Source organism: Micromonospora sp. NPDC000442 (genome assembly GCF_042898635.1).
Lineage (GTDB): Bacteria > Actinomycetota > Actinomycetes > Mycobacteriales > Micromonosporaceae > Micromonospora.
On record NZ_JBIAYZ010000007.1, the window covers coordinates 199,344 to 220,265 of the forward strand.

The following is a 20,922-nucleotide window of genomic DNA, read 5'->3' on the forward strand; positions in this document are numbered from 1 at the left end:
GTGTGCCCGAGCCTGATGCTGCTCGGCCCGGGTTTCGTGGTGATGACTGCACCGTCAACTCTGCGGTAGCGGGCCTGACCGGCACAGGGACCTTGGTCCTTGAGCTTGGTCACAACATCGATGTGGCCGGATCGCCGACCTCTGCGAGGGGTCTCCGGACCCCCTGGCATGGGCGGACGTCGATGGTCTCGTGACGCAGAGTCACAATCCGTGCGCACAAGTGGGCCATTATGCCGCAGCCCATTTCGTGAGGAGCGCCATACCCCCGGCGGTCGGGTCCAGGTGGGGCCACCTAGCATCGGCCCATGACACCCGGAGAGGGGAGTCCGTTGGTGACTGCTGAACATGCCCACGCGGAGGGGGACGAGGCCGGCCCGGCGGCGCCCGTCAGCGTGCTCGACGAGATCCTGGCCGGCGTCCGGGAAGACGTGGCCCGGCGGCAGGAGCAGGTTCCGCTGGAGCGGATCCGTGAACTGGCCGCCGCCGCGCCGCCGCCGCTGGACGCGTACGCGGCCCTGCGCCGGCCCGGCGTCGCGGTCATTGCCGAGGTGAAGCGCGCCTCGCCGTCCAAGGGCAAGCTGGCCGAGATCGCCGACCCGGCGGACCTGGCCGGCGAGTACGCGGCCGGCGGTGCCCGCGCGATAAGCGTGCTCACCGAGGGCCGCTGGTTCGGCGGGTCGCTGGACGACCTCGCCGCCGTGCGGGCCGCGGTGAACATCCCGGTGTTGCGCAAGGACTTCGTGGTCTCCAGCTACCAGGTGCACGAGGCTCGTGCCCACGGCGCGGACCTGGTGCTGCTGATCGTCGCCGCGCTTGAGCAGAACGTGCTTGTCGGCCTGCTGGAGCGGATCGAGTCGCTGGGCATGACCGCGCTGGTCGAGGTGCACGACGAGGAGGAGGCCGACCGGGCCATGGAGGCCGGCGCCCAGGTCATCGGGGTCAACGCCCGTGACCTGCGTACCCTTCAGGTCGACCGGTCGGTGTTCGAGCGGATCGCACCCGGCCTGCCGAGCAACGTCGTCAAGATCGCCGAGTCGGGTGTACGCGGCCCACACGACCTGATCCGGTACGCCTCGGCCGGCGCCGACGCCGTCCTCGTGGGTGAGGGGCTGGTCACCCAGAAGAGTCCCCGGGAGGCGGTGGCCGAACTTGTCAACGCCGGCAACCACCCGGCGACGCCCCGCCCGGTGCGCTGAACCGAGCCGGGTGACCGTTTGTGAGCGAGAGGACCCGCGATGAGTGCTGACGCCACGAACACCGAGGTGCCGGCGCAGTTCCCCGACGCCGCCGGCCACTTCGGTACGTTCGGCGGCCGGTTCGTGCCGGAGGCACTTGTCGCCGCGCTCGACGAGCTGGCGTCGGCGCACCAGGCGGCGATGGCCGACGAGGCGTTTCGGGTCGAGTTCGCCGGGTTGTTGCGCGACTACGCGGGTACGCCGTCGCTGCTCTATGAGGCCCGCCGGTTCTCCGCCCGGGCCGGCGCCCGGGTGCTGCTCAAGCGGGAGGACCTCAACCACACCGGCGCGCACAAGGTGCGCAACGTGCTCGGTCAGGCGCTGCTGACCCGACGGATGGGCAAGCGGCGGGTGATCGCCGAGACCGGTGCCGGTCAGCACGGTGTCGCCACCGCCACCGCCGCGGCCCTGTTCGACCTGGAGTGCGTGGTCTACATGGGTCAGGTCGACACCGAGCGGCAGGCGCTGAACGTGGCCCGGATGCGGATGCTCGGCGCGACGGTCGTACCGGTGACGACCGGCTCGCGCACCCTCAAGGATGCGATGAACGAGGCGATGCGGGACTGGGTCGCAAACGTCGACGAGACCCACTACCTGATCGGCACCGCCGCCGGACCACACCCCTTCCCGGCGCTGGTCCGCGACTTCGTCCGGGGCATCGGCGAGGAGGCCCGGGCGCAGTGCCTGGAGCTGACCGGTGCCCTGCCGGACGCGGTGACCGCCTGCGTCGGCGGCGGCTCCAACGCGCTGGGCATCTTCCACGCCTTCACCGACGACCCACAGGTGCGGCTGTACGGCTTCGAGGCCGGCGGGGACGGGGTCAACACCGGCCGGCACGCGGCGAGCATCACCGGGGGCTCCACCGGCGTGCTGCACGGCACCCGGACCTTCGTGCTCCAGGACGCCGACGGCCAGACGCAGGAGTCACACTCGATCTCCGCCGGTCTGGACTACCCGGGCGTGGGCCCGGAACACGCCTGGCTGCACGACACCGGCCGGGCCACGTACCAACCGGTCACCGACGACGAGGCGATGGCCGCGTTCGAGCTGCTCTGCCGGACCGAGGGGATCATCCCCGCGATCGAGAGCGCTCACGCCCTCGCTGGCACCCTGGCCATCGCGCCGAAGCTCGCCGCCGAGCTGGGCCGGCAGCCCACCGTCGTGGTCAACCTCTCCGGCCGGGGCGACAAGGACGTGCACACCGCCGGTGAGTACTTCGGCATCCTCGACAAGGAGTGAGGCCATGAGCGAGCGGACCAGCCGGATCGGGGTGGCGTTCGACAAGGCCCGGGCGGACGGCCGGGCGTTACTGGTCGGCTGCATGCCGGCCGGCTTCCCCACCGTGGAGGGCAGCATCGCCGCGATGAAGGCGATGGTGTCCGCGGGCGTCGACGTGATCGAGGTGGAGATCCCGTACTCCGACCCGGTGATGGACGGCCCGGTGATCCAGCGCGCCAGCGACATCGCCCTGGCCGGCGGCGTACGCACCCGGGACACGTTGCGCATCGTCGAGGCGGTGGCCGCCACCGGCGCCCCGGTGGTGACGATGACCTACTGGAACCCGATCGAGCGGTACGGGGTCGACGCGTTCGCCCGGGATCTCGCCGCGGCCGGCGGGACCGGGCTGATCACTCCCGACCTGATCCCCGAGGAGGCCGGCGAGTGGCTGGCCGCCTCGGACGCGCACGGGCTGGACCGCACCTTCCTGGTCGCGCCGTCGTCCACCGACGAGCGGCTGGCGATGACGGCCGCGCACTGCCGGGGCTTCGTCTACGCCACCGCGATCATGGGTGTCACGGGTGCCCGGTCACAGACCTCCCAGGCGGCGCCGGTGCTGGTGTCCCGGGTGCGGGGGGTCACCGACCTGCCGGTCGGCGTCGGGTTGGGCGTCGGCACGGGGGCGCAGGCCGCCACCGTCGCCGGGTACGCCGACGCGGTGATCGTCGGCAGCGCGTTGATCCGCTGTCTGCTCGACACGCCCGACGAGCCGGCGGCCCTGACCGCCCTGCGCACCCTCAGCGCCGAACTAGCCGAAGGCGTCCACCACCCCACCCCCTAACACCCCCACCCCCACCCCACCCCACCCCACCCTCCCCAAGCCACCCCTGCTCGTCGATCTTGCAGTTTTTGTCGCCGTTCTGCCCTGAATGACGGTTTTGCGGCGACAGGAAGTGCAAGATCGCGGGGGTTGGTTCGGGTGGTGGCTCGGTGGACCGGGGTGACGCCACAGGGGTCCGCAGCGGTAGCGTGTGCACCCGTGAGTCTCGCCTCGCCGACGTCCCTGGCCGCCATTCCCAGTCCGAGCAACGCCGTGTGGCAGCTCGGCCCGTTTCCCATCCGGGCGTACGCGCTTTGCATCCTCGCCGGCATCGCGGTGGCCTGCTGGGTCACCGAGCGGCGGCTGCGCCAGCGCGGCGCGGCTCCCGGCGCGGTGCTCGACATCGCCATGTGGGCGGTGCCGGCGGGCATCATCGGCGCCCGGATCTACCACGTGATCACCTCACCGGCCCCGTACTTCGGCACCGGCGGGGACTGGTTCAAGATTTTCTTCATCCACGAGGGTGGGCTGGGCATCTGGGGAGCGGTCGCCGGTGGCGCGGTCGGCGCCTGGATCGCGGCCCGGCAACTGGGCATCCCGCTGACCGTGGTCGCCGACGCGCTGGCGCCGGGTCTACCGCTGGCCCAGGCGATCGGCCGGCTGGGTAACTGGTTCAACAACGAGCTCTACGGCGGGCGGACCGACCTGCCCTGGGGGTTGGAGATCCACCGGATGGACGGTGGGCAGGCGCTGCGCGACGAGGCCGGCCAGCCGATCCTGGAGGAGGGGCTCTACCACCCGACCTTCGCGTACGAGTTGCTGTGGAACGTCGGCGTCGCCGCGATGGTGTACTTCCTCGACCGTAAGCTGCGGCTCGGCCGTGGCCGCGCCTTCGCCCTCTACGTGATGGGCTACACCGCCGGCCGGTTCTGGATCGAGATGATGCGTACCGACGAGGCCAACACGATCCTCGGCGTACGGGTAAACGTGTGGACCGCGGCGCTGGTGTTCCTCGGCGCCCTCATCTACTTCCTGCGGGTGCGCGGGCCACGGGAGTACCTGATCCCGGTCGGCCTGCCGGCCGTCGCCACCACCCCGCCAGCCGCCTCCGACGTCTCTCAGGTGGACCTGTCGGCCAAGGGCGCCACCACCGAGCCGGCGGCACCCGAGGGCTACCGGGTGGTCGGCGAGGAGCAGTTCGAGCACTGGCGTCGGACCGGCGAGGCACCACCCGAAGCGGCGGCCCCGGTCGTCGCGGGCTCCGAGTCCGCCCCGGACCGGCCGGCCGGCGAGGCGTCCGCCCCGGACCAGTCGGACATGGACGACGTGGTGACCCCGTCGAAGCGGGCTGACGAGGAGGCGTCCGTCCTGGACCGGCCGGACGGCGAGGCGGCGACCGCCGCCCGGCCGCAGGGTGAGCCGTCCGGAGGGTCGGCTGGCGGGCCCGCCGGGTTGGCTGGTGAGCGCCCCGGGTCGGTTGGTGGGCCCACCGACGGCGAGGAGACCGGGTCGGCGTCGGATTCACCGGCCGAGAGCACGGCGGCCGAGTCCGCCGCTGCGCGGCCCGCCGACCGCGACAGCTGAGGCCGGGTACGGTCATGCGGACCGCGGTGGTGGTCGGCGGTGGGCTCGGGGGCCTGGCGGTCTCCGGTGCGTTGGCCCGCTCGGGTTGGCAGGTCACTCTCCTGGAGCGGGCCGACCGGATCCGCCCCGAGCCGGCAGCCGTGGTGCTCTGGCCCAACGGGGTACGGGCGCTGCGCGCCCTGGGGCTCGGTGCCGGCCTGGACGCCATCGCCACCGCGCTCCCCGACGGCGGGGTGCGCCGTCCTGACGGGCACTGGCTGGTGCAGCCCCGACCGACGCCGGCCGAGCGTCTCCCGGTGGTGGTGCACCGCGAGGACCTGCACGACGCACTGATCGCGGGCCTGGGCGAGCGGGTCGAGCTGCGTACCGGGGTCACGGTGCGGACGGTGCGCGCCGCCGCCGGCGAACGGCCCGCCGTCGGCGACGGTCGGCACACGTACGAGGCGGATCTGGTCGTCGCCGCCGACGGCACGGACAGCGTGATCCGTCGCCAGCTCGTCCCCGCCTCGGGGGTGGTCAGCTCCGGCTGCGCCGCCTGGCGGGCGGTGATCCCCTGGTACCGCGCGCCGAGCCTGCCCGAATCGGTCGGCGGTGAGATCCTCGGTGCCGGTTACCGTTTCGTGTCCGCCTCGCTGGGCGAGCGAGGCTCCTCCGGTGCCTCCAGCCGTGGCGGCATCTACTGGATGGCCACCGCCGCGGGCGCCGCCCGACCCGAGCCGCCGGAGACCCAGCTGGCGCTGCTCCGCCGCTGGTACGCCGGCTGGCCCGCGCCGGTCGACGAACTGCTGGCCGCGACCGACCCGGCCGACCTGGTGCAGCGGGAGATCCGGGAACTGCGTCCGCTGCCCCGGGCGTTCGGCTTCCCGGCCGGGCCAGGCGGGGTGGTGCTGCTCGGCGATGCCGCGCACGCCATGCCGCCGCACCTCGGGCAGGGTGCCTGCCTGGCCTTCGAGGACGCCGCGACACTCGCCGTGCTGCTGCGCGAGTCGACCCTGCCGGACGCGGTGATGGCGTACGACCGGGCGCGGCGACCCCGCGCGGCGGCCGTGGTCCGGCAGACCCGCCGGATGTCCGCCGTGCTGCGCACCCGGGGCCGCCTGGCCCTGCGCGCCCGCGACGCCGCCCTGGGCACCATCACCCCCCGCCTGCTCGGCACCGCCGCCACCGTCGCCGCCCAATGGCGCCCCCCTGGCTGACCCCTGACCTCCCCCGCCCCCGCTTTCCGCGTTGATCAAGAAGTTCTGGTCAGCAGAAGCGCGGATCTCGACCAAAACTTCTTGATCAACCCTGCGGGGTGCGGGGTGGGGGTGGGGGGTTAGGGGTGTAGGGGGGTGGGGGAGGCGATGCAGGCGGTGCCGATGCGGCGGAAGCCGACGCGCAGGTAGACGCGGGCGATCTCCTCGCTGCCGGCGGAGAGGAACACCAGGTCGGTGCCGGTGTCCAGCAGGGCGCGGGCCAGGGTGGTGGTGACCGCCGCGCCGAACCCTCGACGGCGGGCGATGGGCAGGGTGGCCACCCCGGCGATCTCGGCGACGTCGCCGACCCGCATGGCCATCCCGCTGGCCAGTGGGCCCTCCGTCGCGGTGCCGGCCAGCGCGGAGAGCCGGCTGCCGTCGGCGATGCGGGATCGTTCCTCGTCGACCGCCGCCGCGTCCAACCCGATCGTGGCGGCGTCGCGGTCGGCCGGTCCGGCCTCGCCCCGTCCGGTGCCGGGGGTGGCGAACCCGACCGCCGCCACGGCCCGCCGGGCGGCCACCGCCGCGTCGAAGTCCTCGTCCGCCGGGTCGAGCAACCGCACCGGCACGCCCAGCTCCGCCGGGTCCGGCAGGGCGGCCGGGTCGAGCACCATCAGCGGCGCTTCGAGCACGCACAGGCCAGCCGAGCGGGCCACCGCCAGCAGGGCGGGGGTGGTGTCGTGCACCCATTCGAGGGATTCGGGCAGACCGAGTTCGCGCTGGCGGGTTCGCACCGCCGCCACGTCGGCGAGGGCCGGTGACCCGGTGCCGTCCCGCCGGGGCCGGGCGTAGAACGGCCATCCCGGGCCTTCCCGGACGAACAGCACCAGACCGCCGTGATCTTCCACACGGGCCGCGTCCCGGGGCACCGCGTCGTAGAACCGTTCCAACCGGTCGAGGAGGTCGGTACGCTCGGCATCCACGGCGCGAGACTACATGTCCCAGACTCTGGACGGTGTGATCAATCTGCACTGGCCTTGCGCGCCGGGCCCTAACGTAGACTCAATAGTCCGATACAGGGCCGACGTCGTCCCGACCATGATCCAGCCTGAGCGACGACAGGAGGCCCGGTGGCCCTTGCGTACCCACACCGCCCCCAGCCGGCGCCGCGAGAAGGCCAGGTAGCGTCCCCTGCCGGCCTCCATGACCCCGCGTACGAGCATGACGCGTGCGGCGTGGCCTTCGTGGCGGACCTGCACGGCCGACGCTCGCACACCGTGGTCGCCAACGGCCTCGGTGCGCTGTGCCGGCTGGACCACCGTGGTGCCCGGGGCGCCGAACCGAACACCGGTGACGGCGCGGGCATCATGATCCAGGTGCCGGACGCGTTCCTGCGCGCGGTGGTCGAGTTTCCGCTGCCCCCGGCCGGCGAGTACGCCACCGGTCTGGTCTTCCTGCCCGACGACGACACCGCCGAGGCCCGTGCCCGGCAGGTGGTCGAGAAGTACGCCCTGGTCGAGGGCGCCGAGGTGCTCGGCTGGCGGGACGTCCCGGTCGACCCGAGCGACCTCGGTGAGACGGCGCTGGCAGCGATGCCCCGCGTCCGACAGGTCTTCCTCGCCGCGAAGCGGCTCACCGACACTCCCGCCGGTCCGGCCGGTGCCCCGCTGCACGGCATCGAGCTGGAGCGGGTCGCCTTCTGCGTACGCAAGCAGGCCGAACGCGAGTCCGCCGAGCGGGGGGTGCCGGCGTACTTCCCGTCGCTGTCCGGCCGGACCATGGTCTACAAGGGGATGCTCACCCCCGACCAGCTGCCCGCGTTCTACCCGGACCTGACCGACGAGCGGGTGGCCAGTGCCATCGCCCTGGTGCACTCCCGGTTCTCCACCAACACATTCCCGTCCTGGCCGCTGGCGCATCCGTACCGCTTCATCGCGCACAACGGTGAGATCAACACGATCCGGGGCAACCGGAACTGGATGCAGGCGCGCGAGGCGCTGCTGCGTACGCCCGACCTGCCCGGCAACATCCGGCGGGTCTTCCCGATCTGCACCCCGGCCGCCTCCGACTCGGCCAACTTCGACGAGGTCCTCGAACTGCTGCACCTGGCCGGGCGCAGCCTGCCGCACGCGGTGCTGATGATGATCCCGGAGGCGTGGGAGAACGACCCCGACATGCGTGCCGACAAGCGCGCCTTCTACCGGTTCCACGCCAGCTTGATGGAGCCGTGGGACGGCCCGGCCTCGGTCGCCTTCACCGACGGCGAGATCGTCGGCGCGGTGCTCGACCGCAACGGTCTGCGTCCGGGGCGCTGGTGGCAGACCGCGGACGGCCTGGTGGTGCTGGGCAGCGAGGCGGGCGTGCTCGACCTCGACCCGGCCACCGTGGTGGCCAAGGGCCGGCTCCAGCCGGGCAGGATGTTCCTGGTCGACACCGTCGCCGGCCGGATCGTGCACGACGACGAGATCAAGACCGAGCTGGCCGCCGCCCAGCCGTACGTCGACTGGCTGCACGCCGGGCTGATCGAGATGGACGACCTGCCGGCCCGCGAGCACGTCGTCTACACCCACGACTCGGTACGCCGCCGCCAGCAGACCTTCGGCTATACCGAGGAGGAGCTGAAGATCCTGCTCGCGCCGATGGCGCGGACCGGTGTGGAGCCGATCGGCTCGATGGGCACCGACACTCCGATCTCCCCGCTGTCCACCCGGCCACGGCTGCTCTACGACTACTTCCATCAGTTGTTCGCCCAGGTCACCAACCCTCCGCTGGACGCCATCCGGGAGGAGTTGGTGACCAGCCTGGCCACCACCATCGGCCCGGAGGGCAACCTGCTCGATCCCGGCCCGGCGAGCTGCCGGCAGATCGTGCTGCCCTACCCGGTGATCGACAACGACGAGCTGGCGAAGATCCTCTGCATCGACGAGGACGGTGACCTGCCCGGGTTCAAGGCGGTGCGGGTCTCCGGGCTCTACCGCATCCGCGACGGTGGTGCCGGGATCAGGGCCCGGCTGACCGAGATCTGCCGGCACGTCTCCGAGGCGATCGAGGACGGCGTACGGATCCTGGTGCTCTCCGACCGGGACTCCAACGCCGACCTGGCTCCGATCCCGTCGCTGCTGCTCACCGCGGCGGTGCACCAGCACCTGGTGCGGGAGCAGACCCGGACGCAGGTCGCGTTGATCGTCGAGTCGGGCGACTGCCGCGAGGTGCACCACGCGGCCGTGCTGATCGGCTACGGGGCGGCGGCGGTCAACCCGTACCTGGCCTTCGAGTCGGTGGAGGACATGATCTCCACGGGCGTGCTGGCCGGGGTCGAGGCGCGGGCCGCGATCCGCAACTACGTCAAGGCGCTCGGCAAGGGCGTCCTGAAGATCATGTCCAAGATGGGCATCTCGACGGTGTCGTCGTACTGCGGCGCGCAGGTCTTCGAGGCGGTCGGGCTGGACACCCGACTGGTCGAGCGGTATTTCCGGGGTACGCCGAGCACGATCAGCGGCGTCGGCCTCGACGGCATCCACACCGAGGTGGCCGCCCGGCACGCGTTGGCCTGGCCGGCGCCCGGCGCCGAGTCGGTGGACCTGCTGCCGGTGGGCGGCGAGTACCAGTGGCGCCGCGAGGGTGAACTGCACCTGTTCAACCCGGAGACGGTATTCCTGCTCCAGCACGCCACCCGCAGCCGGCAGTACGACGTGTTCCGTGAGTACACCGCCAAGGTCGACGAGTTGGCCGCCCGTGCAGGGTCGTTGCGTGGGCTGTTCCGGTTCCGCAGCGGCGTGCTGCCGCCGGTGCCGATCGAGGAGGTGGAGCCGGCCAGCGAGATCGTCAAGCGGTTCGCCACCGGCGCCATGTCGTACGGGTCGATCTCGGCCGAGTCGCACGAGACCCTCGCCATCGCGATGAACCGGCTCGGCGGCAAGTCCAACACCGGCGAGGGCGGGGAGGACGTCGAGCGGCTGCACGACCCCGCCCGGCGGTCCGCCGTCAAGCAGATCGCCAGCGGCCGGTTCGGTGTCACAAGCGAGTATCTCGTCAACGCCGACGACCTCCAGATCAAGATGGCGCAGGGGGCCAAGCCCGGGGAGGGTGGTCAGCTGCCCGGCAACAAGGTCTGGCCGTGGATCGCCCGTACCCGGCACGCCACCCCCGGCGTCGGCCTGATCTCGCCGCCGCCGCACCACGACATCTACTCCATCGAGGACCTCGCCCAGCTGGTGCACGACCTCAAGTGCGTCAACCCGGCCGCCCGGGTGCACGTGAAGCTGGTCAGCGAGGTAGGTGTCGGCACCGTGGCCGCCGGGGTGGCCAAGCTCAAGGCCGACGTCATCCTGATCTCCGGCCACGACGGCGGCACCGGGGCGTCCCCGCTGAACTCGCTCAAGCACGCCGGCACGCCGTGGGAACTGGGCCTGGCCGAGGCCCAGCAGACGCTGCTGCTCAACAAGCTGCGTGACCGGGTCACCGTGCAGGTCGACGGGCAGCTCAAGACCGGCCGGGACGTGATCGTCGCGGCGCTGCTCGGCGCCGAGGAGTTCGGCTTCGCCACCGCCCCGCTGATCGTCTCCGGCTGCATCATGATGCGCGTCTGTCACCTGGACACCTGCCCGGTCGGCATCGCCACCCAGAACCCGGTGCTGCGCGAGCGCTACACCGGCAAGCCCGAGTTCGTGGAGAACTTCTTCCTGTTCCTCGCGGAGGAGATCCGCAGCTACCTGGCCGAGCTGGGGTTGCGCAGCATCGACGAGGCGATCGGGCGTACCGAGCTGCTCGACGTCGCACCGGCGGTCGAGCACTGGAAGGCCGGTGGGCTCGACCTCGGTCGGGTGCTGCACCTGCCGGAGCTGCCCGAGGGTGCGGCCCGTCGCGGCGTACGCGTCCAGGACCACGGCCTTGAGCTGGCTCTGGACAACGAGCTGATCGCCCTCGCCGAGCCGGCGCTGGGTGCCACCACCGGTACCGACGAGTCGGTCCCGTTGGTGCGGGCCGAGGTGGCGATCCGCAACGAGCATCGCAGCGTCGGCGCGATGCTCGGCGGTGAGGTGACCCGCCGCCACGGTGGTGCCGGCCTGCCCGCCGACACCATCGAGTTCACCCTGCGCGGCACCGCCGGGCAGTCCTTCGGCGCGTTCCTGCCGCGGGGGGTGACGCTGCGCCTGCACGGCGACGCCAACGACTACGTCGGCAAGGGACTCTCCGGTGGCCGGTTGGTCGTCCGGCCGGACGCGGCGGCACCGTTCGTGTCCGCCGACGCCGAGGCGGGCGGCCGCGCCGAGGATCAGATCATCGCCGGTAACACCATCCTGTACGGCGCCACCGCCGGTGAGGTCTTCCTGCGCGGCCGGGTCGGGGAGCGGTTCGCGGTCCGTAACTCGGGCGCGGTGACTGTCGTCGAGGGTGTCGGCGACCACGGTTGCGAGTACATGACCGGCGGCACCGTGGTGGTGCTCGGTCCGACGGGCCGTAACTTCGCCGCCGGCATGTCCGGCGGGACGGCGTTCGTCTGGAACCTCGACCGACGCCGGGTCAACACCGAACTGGTCGACCTGTCCGCGCCGAGCGAGACGGAACGGACCCGCCTGCACGAGCTGGTGCAGCGGCATTTCGCCGAGACCGACTCGGCGATCGCCGAACAGCTGCTCAAGCGTTGGCCGGAGGCGGTGGAGGAGTTCACCGCCGTGGTGCCCCGGGACTACCGCCGGGTGATGGAGATCATGCGGGCCGCCGAAGCCGCCGGCCAGGACGTCGACGACGCGGTGATGAGCGCACTGGCGGCACCGGCGCAGCCGGCCGCCGGCTCGTCCACGCCGGTAGCCCCCGCCCCGCGGGCGGTCGCCCAGGAGGTGGCTCGTGCCTGACCCGAACGGTTTCCTGCGCTACGGCCGGCGGTTGCCGGCCCGCCGGCCCGTGCCGGTGCGCATCAGCGACTGGCGGGAGGTCTACCCGCCGGCCGGTGAGGGACTGATCCGTGAGCAGGCCACCCGCTGCATGGACTGCGGCATTCCGTTCTGCCACGAGGGCTGCCCGTTGGGCAACCGCATCCCGGACTGGAACGATCTGGTCCGTACCGGCAACTGGGACGCGGCGGTGGAGTCGCTGCACGCCACAAACAACTTCCCCGAGTTCACCGGCCGGCTCTGCCCGGCGCCCTGCGAGGCCGCCTGCGTGCTTGGCCTCGGCGGCCAGCAGCCGGTCACCATCAAGCAGGTCGAGGTGGAGATCGCCGACGCGGCGGCGGCCCGGGGGTTGCCCCCGCGCCCGGCGTCCGCGCCCTCCGGCCGGTCGGTCGCCGTGGTCGGCTCCGGGCCGGCCGGGCTGGCCGCCGCGCAGCAACTGGCCCGCGCGGGTCACGCCGTGACCGTGTACGAGCGCGACGACGCGATCGGTGGCCTGCTGCGGTACGGCATCCCCGACTTCAAGCTGGAGAAGCGGCACATCGACCTCCGGCTGGCGCAGCTACGCGCCGAGGGGGTCGACTTCCGGACCGGGGTGAACGTCGGGGTCGACGTCACCGCCGAGCAGTTGCGCGCTCAGCACGATGCGGTGCTGCTGGCCTGCGGCGCGTTGCAGGGCCGGGACACCGACACACCGGGTCGGCAGTTGCGCGGCGTACACCAGGCGATGGCGCATCTGGTGGCGTCCAACCGGGTGGTCGCGGCGGCCGGCGAGGGCCGCCCGGCGCTGGCCACCCTGGCGGACGGTACGCCGATCGACGCGGCCGGCAAGCACGTGGTCATCATCGGCGGTGGCGACACCGCGGCGGACTGCCTGGGGGTGGCGCACCGGCAGGGCGCGGCCGGTGTGCATCAGCTTGACCTGTACCCGCAGCCGCCGCGGGCCCGGGACGAGGGCCGCGACCCGTGGCCGACGTGGCCGTGGATCCTGCGGGAGTACCCGGCCCACGAGGAGGGCGGCGAGCGGGTCTTCGCGGTGGCGGTGCAGGAGTTCGTCGACGACGGCACCGGTGCGGTGCGGGCGGTGCGGATCGCCGAGGTGACCGTCGAGAAGCGCGACGGCCGGCGGATCGTCACGATGGTGCCGGGCACCGAGCGGGAACTGCCCGCCGATCTGGTGCTGCTGGCGATCGGCTTCGAGGGCACCGAGGAACAGCCGTTGCTGGCGCAGTTCGGGGTGACCCGTAACGCGCGGGGTGCGGTCGACTCCCGGGCGGACTGGCAGACCGAGGCCGACGGGGTGTTCGTCGCCGGTGACATGCACCGGGGCGCGTCGCTGATCGTCTGGGCGATCGCCGAGGGGCGGGCCGCCGCCGCGGCGATCCACACGTACCTCGACGGCGTCGGCGTCCTGCCGGCCCCGGTCCACCCGGCCAGCCGCCCCCTGGCGGCGCGCTGACGGCCACCTGACGCCGAGGTCTCCACGAGGCCGCGTCCACGCGGGACGACCGCGCGGACGCGGCCTCGCCTTAACGGCTATTCACTTTATCCAGATGTTTCGATAGCATTACCGACCAGTAACAAACCCTTGGCCACGCGCGCGGCTCTCGGGCTCCACCACCACCCCCGTGGAGGTCCGTCATGCCACACCGTCCGTTGGCCCGCGCCCTGACCGCGCTGGTCGCCCTCCTCACCGCCGCCGTCGGCGCGCTGGCCGTCCCCGGCGTCGCCCAGGCCGCCGCCCCGATCCACTACGTCGCCCTGGGCGACTCGTACTCCTCCGGCGTCGGTGCCGGACCGTACGACCTGTCCACCTGCCTGCGCAGCCAGAAGTCGTACGCCCCGCTGTGGGCCGCCGCCAACAACGTGGCCAGTTTCCGGTTCCCCGCCTGCGGCGGCGCGGTCACCGCCGACGTGCTCGACAACCAGTTGGGCTCGCTGTCCGCCACCACCACCATGGTCACCATCACCATCGGCGGCAACGACGCCGGTTTCGCCGACGTGATGACCGACTGCCGGTTCGGCAGCACCTCCACCTGCACCAACGCGGTCAACGCCGCGAAGGCGTTCGCCACCGGCACGCTGCCGGCCCGGCTGGACCGCACCTACGCCGCCATCCGCGAGCGGGCCCCCAACGCCCGACTGATCGTGCTCGGCTATCCGCGGCTGTTCGAGACCCGCTACTGCGGACTGCTGGCCATGAGCACCTACAAGCGCACCATCCTCAACGAGGCCGCCGACGTCCTGGCCACCGTGACCGCCGACCGGGCCGCGGCGGCCGGTGCCACCTTCGCCGACACCCGACCCACCTTCGCCGGCCACGGCGTCTGCGGCGCCCAGCCGTGGATCCGGGACGTCACCGGGATCATCGAGGCGTACCACCCGAACGCCGACGGCTACCGCTACGGCTACCTGCCGGCGCTCAACGCGGTCACCGGCTGACCGTACGCTGCGGCCGACGGTCCGGTACGGACCGTCGGCCGCCGTGCGTCCGCGTCCGCCCGAGGAAGCGGTCCGACACGTCCGGTTCGGACACGTGCCGGTGTCGCCGCCGTCCGTTAGGGTTTCTGCGACCGGACGGCGCTCGGCGGTGAAGGGCAGGGGTGTGGGCAGGCTCGTGTCGGCGTACGAGCAGGCGGTCGCCGCTCACCGGGCCGCACGCGCCCACCTCGAATCCGCCCGCACCGCGCTGAGCGCCACCACACCAACCGCACCGGTGGTCGACACCGACCTGTTGGCCCGGCTGGCCCGGGTCGGTAGCGCGCTGGCCACCCCGACGCCGGGCACGTCACTGGCCCGCCGACCCGTTCCGGTGCGCGTCGGCGAGGCCGTCACCGCCGGCGGCGGCTTCCCCGTTCTGCTGCCCCTGGGTGCGGGACACCACCTGGCGATCGACGGTGACGCCCGCCAACCGGCGGTCGCCGGCCTGCTACGCGCCCTGGTGCTGCGGCTGCTGGCCACCGCAGCGCCCGGCGGTGTCCGGATCGCCGCGCTGGACAGGGCCGCCCTCGGCGCCACCTTCGGTCCACTGCGACCGCTGCTCGACGCCGGAGTCGTCGACCCGCCGGCCACCACCGAGGCGGAGGTCGACACGCTGCTCGACGCCGCCGAACGGCACGCCCGCGCCGCGCGGCAGGCCGACCGACCGGACCAGGACCTGCTGGTGCTGGTCGCCGCGTCCGTCCCCTCGCCCCGCGAGGCCGCCCGGCTGGCCGCGCTCACCCACGCCGGCCCGGCCGCCGCCGTCTGTGTGCTGCTCGCCGGCTGGCCGCCGACCGGGCCGGGCGACTCCGCCCCACCGCTCGGCGCCACCACCATGCTGCGACTGACCGACGGGTACGCCCGGGTCGGCGACCCGCCCGACACGCCGTTCAGCGCCGACGGCAGCGGGCTGGCCGCGCCGGTGGTCCTCGACGGCGACCCGCCGCCGGCCTCCGTCGCGGCACTCGCCACCCACCTGGGCGAGGCCGCCCGGCGCGGCGAGACGGTCGGCTTCGTCGACCTGCTGCCCGGGCAGCGGTGGGCCGCCGCCGCCCGGGCGGGCCTGCGCACCGTGGTGGGCCGCGCCGGTCGCGACCCGTTCGCGATGGCCTTCGACGACGCCACCCCGCACTGGCTGGTCGGCGGGCGTACGGGTGCCGGCAAGACGGTCTTCCTGCTCGACGTCCTGTACGGCCTGGCCGCCCGCTACTCGCCGGCCGAGTTGCAGCTCTACCTCCTCGACTTCAAGGAGGGGGTCAGCTTCACCGAGTTCGTGCCCACCGAACGCGACCCGTCGTGGCTGCCGCACGCCCGCGCCGTCGGCATCGAGAGCGACCGGGAGTACGGCGTGGCGGTGCTGCGCGAACTGCGCCGCGAACTGCACCGGCGGGCCACCGCACTCAAGCGGCACGGCGTCACCAAACTCGCCGACCTGCCCGCCGACACCCCGGTACCCCGGATCGTCGCGGTGATCGACGAGTTCCACGTGCTGCTCGCCGGCAACGATCCGCTGGCCCGCGAGTCGGTGGACCTGCTGGAGGAGTTGGCCCGCAAGGGCCGCTCGTACGGCGTACACCTGGTGCTGGCCAGCCAGAGCACCACCGGGATCGAGGCGCTCTACGGCCGCGCCGAGGCGGTCTTCGGGCAGTTCGCGCTGCGGGTGGCGCTGCCCGGTGGCGGGGGAGTGCTGGACCACCTCAACGACGCCGCGGCGACGCTGCCGGTCGGGTCGGCCGTGGTGAACATCGCCGCCGGTGCACCCGGCGCGAACACGGTGATCCGCTTCCCCGACGCGCACGCCGCGACCGACGAGTTGACCCGGCTGCGTCACCAGCTGTGGCAGGCGCGCCCGGTGGGGGCCCGCCCGCCGTCGGTGTTCCGCGGCTACGACACCGCCCGCGTCGAGGACGACGCCACCTTCACCGGGTTGCGCCCCGGCGGTCGGCGTCCCCTGGCGCTGGTCGGCCGGACGGTCGACGTGGACGGCACCACCGCGCTGTTCATCATGGACACTGCCCCCGGACGGCACCTGGCCGTGGTCGGCACCTCGCCCGCCGGGGCCGAGGTGCTGCGGGCAGCCACCCTGAGCCTGGCCCGTCAGCACCACCCGGGCGAAGCCACCTTCCTGCTCGCCGCGCTGGTGGCCGCCGCCGACTCGGCGGCCGACGACACGGCCGCGACGCTTGCCGCCGCCGGACACCGGGTGGCACGCCTCGACGCCGACGCGTTGCGCGACCGGATCGGCACCCTCGCCACCGGCGGAAGCGGTGACCGGCCCGCGCGCAGCTACCTTGTGGTGTTCGGGATGGACGCCGCCGCGGGCCTGCTCGGCGAGAGCGACCCCACCACGTTCCGCTCGGGCCACGACGACCTGCGGGTGCTGCTCCGACAGGGGCCCGGCCACGGGGTGCATCTGCTCGGCTGGTGGCGCGGCCTGCGCCGGCTCGCCGACGACCTCGGCGGTACGCAGAACCGCGACGACGTCGCCTGCCTGGTCGCGCTGAACGTGCCCGGCTCGGATCTCGGCCTGCACCTCGGCGTGCACGACCTCGCGTACACCCCCCGCGCGGATCGGGCGCTGCTGGTGGACCGGCACGACCAGCGGGTCCGGTTGATCGTGCCGTTCGCCCGCGACGGTCACCCCTCCGACGGGCAGGAGTGAGGGTGCCCACCTTCGACGAGTACGCGGCGCTGGCCCGTCACCTCGCGGTGCAGCACCGTGCCGGGGAGCAGGGCGCTGCCGCCGAGGCCGAACGGCAGCGGGATCTCGGCGCCGCCGTGGAGTACCTCGACCGGCGGCTGATCGCCCAAGGGCAGCGCCTCGACCACCTCGGCCGCACCATCGGCATCGCATCGGGCGGCTCGGCACCGACCGCCGCTGGGCCAGGCGGGTTCATCCCCGGCGGGCCGCCTCCCGGTCCGCCACCGGCCCCACCACCGGTGTCCGGCCCACCGGCCCCGCCCGGCCCACCGCCGACCGGAGCGCCGGTGTCGGGCGCACCGGCCCCGCCCGGTCCACCGCCCAGTGGGGCGCCGGCGTCCGGCCCGCCTGGGCCGCCGCCGAGTGGGGCACCGGCGTCCGGCCCACCGATCTCGGCCGGTGTGCCGTCGAGTCGACTTGGTCGGCCGTCGAGCCCGCCCGCGGCCGCCGCGCCGGTGTCCGGCCCGCCCGGTCGGCCGTTGAGTCCGCCCGGGTACCCGGGCGGCGGGTGGGGACCGGGGACGGGGTCGGACGGCGGCGCAGCCGCCGCCCCGGGGCGGCCGGATGTCGAGGCGTACTCCCCGGTTGGGGTGGGACGGACGGGCCCGGCGCTGCCGGTGGCGGCGAGCGCGACGGCGGCGGGTGTGCCGAGCCCGCGTGCGGGTGAGGTCGACCCGGCGACGGAGCTGGAGCTGGCCCGGCGCTGGGCCGACGAGGCCGACCGGCACGGGCAGCAGGCGGAACTGCTCGCCCAGCAGCCGGCGCTGCTGCCGACGTGGTCGTCGCGGGCCCGAGCGGTCGCGGTCTACGCCGGTGCCGCCGGCGTCGCGGTGCTGCTGTTGCTGGTCCTGACGTTCGGCTGGAGCCTCGGCGTGGTCGGGTTGGCTACCTTGCTCGCCTGGATGCTCGCCGGCCTGCCCGCCATGGCGCTGATCGGCGGCTGGCTGGTGCTCGGCCGCTGGGGGCGGCCCGCCGTCGGCGCCGCCACCCCGCCGCGCTATCCGGTCCTGGGGTTCCTGCTCTGCTTCCTCGCGGTTCCCCTCGCCTACTGCGGCTACCTGCTGCTTTTCCGCGTGCTGCGCTGACCGCCTAGCCGGTCCACCGAGTCGTCGGCAGGGCGGCTGGCGGGTCGAGACGACGGGGGGTGGGTACATCTGTTGCTGCCATGGCGACAACAGATGTACCCACCCCCCGGTGGTGCGACGCGCTCGGGTGGTCGCGGTGCGTGTGTGGATCTCGTACGCTCCTGTGTGGTCGCTGCTCGTGCGAAGCGGCGACGCCGGTGTGGGGCGATCGTGGGAGGGCGTGTGAGCGCAGCGGAGATGATCGCCAGGCTGGCGGCGGCGGCGCAGAAGCTGGACGAGGCGAAAGCGAAGACGGCGGCGGCGGCGCAGGACGCGGCCGAGGCCCGTCAACTCGTCGCCGGTGCCCTGCAGGGTGTCGCCGCCGGGCCGTTGATCAACATGATCGACTCGTACCGGCAGGCGCTCGCGCAGGCGTCCCAGGGGCACGAGCCCGCCCGGCAGCACGTCCAGGAGACGATCGCCAAGGTACGTGCGCTGGGCAATTGAGTCGGAACCCGATCGAGGCGGTGGGATGAGCAGCGGCGAGATGCGGGACGGCGGAACGCTTGACGGTTTCCACATCGGGCAGGTGCCGGCCGATGTCGGCGACGAGGTGTCGGACTTCGCCACCGAGTGGGACGACGTACGCTTCGCCAGCCGGGTCTGGGAGCGGCAGGTGCCCGACGGCCATCGCGTGGATCTGCGGGTCCATGTGCTGCGCGGGGACCGGCTGGTCGACCTGACCGCCCTGCGGGACTTCCTCGGCGAGTATCACGAGCGCGACCCCGCCGGGTGGCACCTGAGCGAGTTCGAGCACGGGGACAGCCTCGGTCTGACCGACGGCGTCCAGGCGTTCTGGCTCGTCGAGCCCGGCGTCGCCGTCAACGTGTTGACGACCCCGGAATTCAGTGAGTCGCTCCTGCCGACCGCCCGGTCCATTCAGGCCGAGCACAGCGACACGGGGGAGTGACGAGGCCGGCCCGGGTGCTCACCGCAGCCACCGTACGCGTTGCTCGACGTGGCGGATCACCTTGCGCCACGCGGTGCTCGCCGATCCCGACTCCAGGGCCTCCAGCCGACGGCGCGCACCCCATCCGGCGACTGGTCGGTCGACGACCCGCATCAGATCGTCGAGTGTGTCGATTGCCGAGCCGGCGCTCAACAGGCCGAGCACCTCGGCAAGTTCGAACGCCTCCGCGATCTCCATGATGAGATCGCGGTTGGTGATGAAGAGTCGAGGAACCCAGTCGGTGACCGGGCGTCTGATGTTGTAGAGAATCAGCCCGAAATCGAACGACCGATCGTCGTCGGCGCTGATTCCGCCTCTGAGAACCGAGTTCATGAAGTCGTCCCAACCGGGAATGCCGGCCAGTTCGTGTGAGCCGGTCTCGGTCAGGTACCGGTGCAGCGCCTCCGTGGACCGGAAAAGGAGCAGCTCGCCGTCGGCGCCGGGGAAGAAGACGACCGAGCCCTGGCCTTCGAATTGGGCCAGCAGCGTGTAACCCTCCGCGCCATCCGACAACGAAATGGAGATCGGGTGGATGGTCAGCGGCCCGGACAGCTTCGCCGGCTCGTACCAGGGATGAGTCCAGCGGGCCCGGGGATGCTGATGCTCACGCGCTTCCCGCTCGCGAATTCGGGCCAGCCGTTCGGCTTCCGCCCGCTCGCGTACCTCGCGTTCGCGCGCTTCCTGCTCGCGGGCCTCGCGTGCCGCCCGCTCCCGGGCCCGTCGTTCGTCTGCCGCCCGCTCCCGGGCCTCCTGCTCGCGTGCCTCGCGTTGCTGGGCTGCCCAGTTGTGGGTCCGCTGCCCACCGCCCGCCCGCTGGCCGCTCGCGTGATCCTGTTTCTGGGCCTGGCGGGCTCGGTGCTCGCGCGTCTCCCGTTCCCGAACGTCGGTGAGCTGTTTGTACGCGTTGTTGATCTGCTGCATCTGCCGGGTCGCTTCGGCGCGAACATTCTCCGGACTCGATTGATGTTTGTCCGGGTGCCAGACCTGGACCAGGATCAGGTAGCGCTCACGAATCTGCGCCAGCGACGCACCCCGGTTGACGCCGAGAAGCACGTACGGATCCTGCTCGTTCGGGGACATCTGTTCGCCGGATCCTCATGGGTGCTGGACGCGTCCGCCGGTGATGCTAACAGCACCCGTCGATGCGATGGATCAGGCCGCATCCACGTCAACGCTGTAGTGCGGCGACAAGCTCACCAACTGAAGTGGAGGGATTTCCAGCGGGTGGTGGATCGAGTCGCGCTGCCCGCCGGCATGCGTCGTTGACGCCGCTGCGGAAGCTGTCGAAGTCGAGCAGCGTCTTGTCCCAGTGGGGGAGGTGCTTGCGGAGCAGGTCCCGGGCCTTCTTGGCGTTCTCGACATAGCCGGCGTGGTGACACAGATGGAGCAGCAGCCACACCTCGAAGCAAGGATTCGACCAGGCGAGCCGTACCCCCGACTGCTGTGCCTCGGCTGAGGCTTCCTCGGGTAGGTAGTGGTCGACGTCGCAGACGGCCCATGCCTCGTCGTAGTCGTTGTCCCGCTGCCGGCGGTCTGCGCCACGTACCAGGTCGGTGGGGGAGCCGCGCTCGACGGCGACTGCCACTTTGGCGCTGATCCACGGTTCCCGCTTCAGCGCATCGAAGTAGGTCCGCTCGGTCGATTCACCGTTCGTGGTGATCAGCACGGTCCGCCGTTGTTCCCGGGTAGCCGGCCGCCTGCGTAGATCGGTTTCCCGCCGGCCGGTGCCGACCGTACGGCCTTT

Annotated in this window: 14 protein-coding genes and 1 pseudogene; 12 read left to right on the plus strand and 3 right to left on the minus strand. The window is 72.7% G+C overall.

Annotation, left to right across the window (positions count from 1 at the left end):
- Nucleotides 1-392: 392 nt before the first annotated feature.
- The 5 genes and pseudogenes from trpC (at nucleotide 393) to ACFY2A_RS13955 (ending at nucleotide 6,053) form a co-directional block, all read left to right on the plus strand.
- On the plus strand, nucleotides 393-1,196 hold the full coding sequence (gene trpC, locus ACFY2A_RS13935; protein ID WP_170863280.1) for an indole-3-glycerol phosphate synthase TrpC: 804 nt from the start codon (nucleotides 393-395) through the stop codon (nucleotides 1,194-1,196).
- Nucleotides 1,197-1,235: 39 nt separating this feature from the next.
- Complete coding sequence (gene trpB, locus ACFY2A_RS13940) at nucleotides 1,236-2,474, plus strand: tryptophan synthase subunit beta (protein ID WP_387171544.1); 1,239 nt, start codon at nucleotides 1,236-1,238, stop codon at nucleotides 2,472-2,474.
- Between the two features lie 4 nt (nucleotides 2,475-2,478).
- Nucleotides 2,479-3,294: a tryptophan synthase subunit alpha gene (gene trpA / locus ACFY2A_RS13945; RefSeq protein WP_387171546.1), complete on the plus strand. Its 816-nt coding sequence runs from the start codon at nucleotides 2,479-2,481 to the stop codon at nucleotides 3,292-3,294.
- Nucleotides 3,295-3,492: 198 nt separating this feature from the next.
- Nucleotides 3,493-4,593, plus strand: a pseudogene (gene lgt, locus ACFY2A_RS13950) (prolipoprotein diacylglyceryl transferase); the annotation flags it as partial.
- A 278-nt stretch (nucleotides 4,594-4,871) separates the two neighbouring features.
- On the plus strand, nucleotides 4,872-6,053 hold the full coding sequence (locus ACFY2A_RS13955) for an FAD-dependent oxidoreductase (RefSeq protein ID WP_387171548.1): 1,182 nt from the start codon (nucleotides 4,872-4,874) through the stop codon (nucleotides 6,051-6,053).
- A gap of 119 nt (nucleotides 6,054-6,172) precedes the next feature.
- Here the strand turns inward: ACFY2A_RS13955 and ACFY2A_RS13960 are convergent, their stop codons facing one another.
- Complete coding sequence (locus ACFY2A_RS13960) at nucleotides 6,173-7,015, minus strand: GNAT family N-acetyltransferase (protein WP_387171550.1); 843 nt, start codon at nucleotides 7,013-7,015, stop codon at nucleotides 6,173-6,175.
- A 147-nt stretch (nucleotides 7,016-7,162) separates the two neighbouring features.
- Between ACFY2A_RS13960 and gltB the strand changes: the two genes are divergently transcribed.
- From gltB to ACFY2A_RS13995, 7 genes are all read left to right on the plus strand, one after another.
- Nucleotides 7,163-11,887, plus strand: a complete 4,725-nt coding sequence (gene gltB / locus ACFY2A_RS13965; protein ID WP_387171552.1) for a glutamate synthase large subunit — start codon at nucleotides 7,163-7,165, stop codon at nucleotides 11,885-11,887.
- Entirely contained in the window at nucleotides 11,880-13,382 is a 1,503-nt protein-coding gene (locus ACFY2A_RS13970; RefSeq protein ID WP_387171554.1) for a glutamate synthase subunit beta, read from the plus strand. Before gltB ends, ACFY2A_RS13970 begins: the two co-directional genes overlap by 8 nt.
- A 182-nt stretch (nucleotides 13,383-13,564) precedes the next feature.
- Nucleotides 13,565-14,365, plus strand: coding sequence for an SGNH/GDSL hydrolase family protein (locus tag ACFY2A_RS13975; protein ID WP_387171556.1), 801 nt, complete (start codon nucleotides 13,565-13,567; stop codon nucleotides 14,363-14,365).
- A 163-nt stretch (nucleotides 14,366-14,528) separates the two neighbouring features.
- Nucleotides 14,529-17,066: an FtsK/SpoIIIE domain-containing protein gene (locus tag ACFY2A_RS13980; protein WP_387171558.1), complete on the plus strand. Its 2,538-nt coding sequence runs from the start codon at nucleotides 14,529-14,531 to the stop codon at nucleotides 17,064-17,066.
- A gap of 2 nt (nucleotides 17,067-17,068) precedes the next feature.
- Nucleotides 17,069-18,190 carry a hypothetical protein gene (locus ACFY2A_RS13985; protein WP_387171560.1) on the plus strand — a complete coding sequence of 374 codons (1,122 nt, stop codon included), beginning with the start codon at nucleotides 17,069-17,071 and terminating at the stop codon, nucleotides 18,188-18,190.
- A gap of 222 nt (nucleotides 18,191-18,412) precedes the next feature.
- Entirely contained in the window at nucleotides 18,413-18,676 is a 264-nt protein-coding gene (locus ACFY2A_RS13990; RefSeq protein WP_363924392.1) for a DUF6244 family protein, read from the plus strand.
- 25 nt (nucleotides 18,677-18,701) lie between these two features.
- Entirely contained in the window at nucleotides 18,702-19,139 is a 438-nt protein-coding gene (locus ACFY2A_RS13995; protein WP_387171563.1) for a hypothetical protein, read from the plus strand.
- A gap of 18 nt (nucleotides 19,140-19,157) precedes the next feature.
- Here the strand turns inward: ACFY2A_RS13995 and ACFY2A_RS14000 are convergent, their stop codons facing one another.
- The gene (locus ACFY2A_RS14000; protein ID WP_387171565.1) at nucleotides 19,158-20,258 is read right to left on the minus strand and encodes a J domain-containing protein; all 1,101 of its coding nucleotides are present in this window, start codon (nucleotides 20,256-20,258) and stop codon (nucleotides 19,158-19,160) included.
- An 88-nt stretch (nucleotides 20,259-20,346) separates the two neighbouring features.
- On the minus strand, nucleotides 20,347-20,844 hold the full coding sequence (locus ACFY2A_RS14005) for an RloB family protein (RefSeq protein WP_387171567.1): 498 nt from the start codon (nucleotides 20,842-20,844) through the stop codon (nucleotides 20,347-20,349).
- Nucleotides 20,845-20,922 lie beyond the last annotated feature (78 nt).